Below are 2,255 nucleotides of genomic sequence, written 5' to 3' on the forward strand. Positions count from 1 at the left end.
CCACATAAAGCGAATATCGGTTTTGCAGAGTTTTTCTATTTTTCGCAATGATTCGTATCCGTTTTCCATAAATGCAAACAGTATTACTTTCAGCAAAGTTTCTTCTTCATATCTTGGACGGCCTGTCCTGCGGTCCTCAGTCGTCAGGTATTTACTCAGGTCAATATGATTCATCACTTCACAAAATGTATATACCGGGTCAGTTGTTTCAATTATTTTTTCAATTTCTATTGGAAATTTTAATTGATATGGTGTATAATATTCTTGTGGTTGGTTATTCATGATACTTTAATTATACCACAAAAAAGACTGCTGTCTTGCTTTTTGGCAAGATCGCAGCCTTTTTTCTTGGGGACTTTTTTTACAGCCCCTTTTTTGTTATTTTAGGGACATTTGTAGCTGATTTGTAATATATTAGTCTATTGACAAATTGTTAAAAGTATGTTATATTTTAAATACGAACAGAAACATGAGTTTCTTTAAGGAGGAAATAAAATGGTAAAAAATAAGGTGCTTACACCTGTATTGGCAGGCGTTTTGGGTCTCAGCATAGTTGGCTCAGGTCTTGGCTATTATTTTGTAAATAAAGACAGTAATGATGGTAAAACTGAGGGCGGCAAGGCTAAGCTTACTCAGGTGGCAGATAATATAAACAACACTCTTGGCACGGCTGAAAAGGCTATCAAGGGCGAACTTGATTTTGCTTACAACGCAACGGCTACTGTTTCATTCGGCGAGGGCTTCACAGAGGAGGCAGGTGTTAGCTTACAGCCTATTTCTGTGACAACTGTTACAAAGCAGAAGGGAAGCAACACAGCAGCAGATGTTTCGCTGACATATGGCGGGAATAATCTTGTGTCTGCTAATGCTGTATATTCTAGAGATAACAAGTCGGCTTATGTTCAGATACCTGAGCTTTCTGACGCTTATCTTATGGTTAACGTTGACAGCCTTAAAGACAAGGTAGGCAGTGAGCTTTCTTCACAGGGCATTGACCTTGATTCTCTCTTTGATTCTGCTGAAGGCGCTGATGTTGATTTTGATACTGACGCACTTGAAAAGGATCTGGAGGAATACAAGAAGGTTATAGAGAACTCTTTCCCTAAGCCTGTTGACGGCGAGAAAAAGACTGGTGACATTGACGGAAATGAGTACAGCTATACAACTAAGGAATACACTATCTCAGGCAATGATGTAAAGGCTGCTTTTAAGGCTGTTCTTGACAAGGCTAAGGACGACGCTACGCTTAAAGATATGTTCAGCAAGTCAGGTGTTGCTGAAGAGCTTGGTATGTCATATGATGATATAATCTCACAGTATGCTGATTCTATGGATTCACTTTTTGCAAGTGATAATCTTGACGAAACTGCAACATTTAACGCTTACTACAGCGGTGATGATTTTGCGGGCTTTAGCTTTGAAAAAGACGGCGAGGGTGCAACTCTTTACACCATTCTTAAGGACGACGTTGTGGCTGTTGATTTTAGCCTTAACATGAGCGATGAGGGCAGTGCATCATTCAAGGGTTCTGCAAATACTGTTGACGGTGTTACAAATGGCAAGTTCACAATGAAAATGGAAACTGCGGCTGATTCAGATATAGACGCTGACATGACTTCTGCTGACGGTGGACTTTCCCTTGAGCCTACCATGGCAGTTTCACCGAGCATAAACTTTGACACAATGGAAGCTGAGGTGACTCTCAAAGACCTTAAAGAAGAGGGTGACGCATTCTCAGGTACTATCAGATTTGATGTGAATGGTACATCTGATTCTCAGGCTGTATCAGGTTGGGTAGAGCTTGCTTCTGCTTCAACTGCTGATAAGCTTGACCTTTCTGTTGAGTTTGGCATGAACGGCAAGCAGTTTGTTACAATGGCAGTTACAGGAAATAAGACAGAGGCTTCTGACATCACTGTTCCGTCAGGCGACAAGATCTATGACATGACAAATGACGATCAGATGAATACATACCTTGCAGGCTGTGACAGTGATGGATTTGTTGCTAATGTAAAGAAAGTTCTTGGTGACGAGGTCTACAATATGCTTGTAAATGCAGAGGGTGATCTTGAGTCAGATTATGATGACTATGGTGATTATGATGATTATGATGATTATGATGACTACGATCTCTCTGATATTGATATGTCAGATTATGATCTGAGTGCAAATGCATAAAATGCATAATAGATAAAAAATTAAGGCGTTGTAAAAAAACAGCGCTCAAAGAGTCGAGATTTCCTGCTTTTGGGAAA

General features: G+C 40.1%; 2 protein-coding genes. One reads left to right on the plus strand and one right to left on the minus strand.

All coding sequences use genetic code 11. The features are described from left to right. Positions 1 to 282 (minus strand): transposase (locus WS40_RS10305; protein ID WP_046442127.1); only part of this gene is annotated, 282 nt, incomplete at its 3' end. 213 nt (positions 283 to 495) lie between these two features. Here WS40_RS10305 and WS40_RS10310 point away from each other — a divergent pair. Further along, on the plus strand, positions 496 to 2,178 hold the full coding sequence (locus WS40_RS10310) for a DUF6583 family protein (RefSeq protein ID WP_046442130.1): 1,683 nt from the start codon (positions 496 to 498) through the stop codon (positions 2,176 to 2,178). Positions 2,179 to 2,255 lie beyond the last annotated feature (77 nt).

This window comes from Ruminococcus sp. N15.MGS-57 (assembly GCF_000980385.1).
Lineage (GTDB): Bacteria > Bacillota > Clostridia > Oscillospirales > Ruminococcaceae > Hominimerdicola > Hominimerdicola aceti.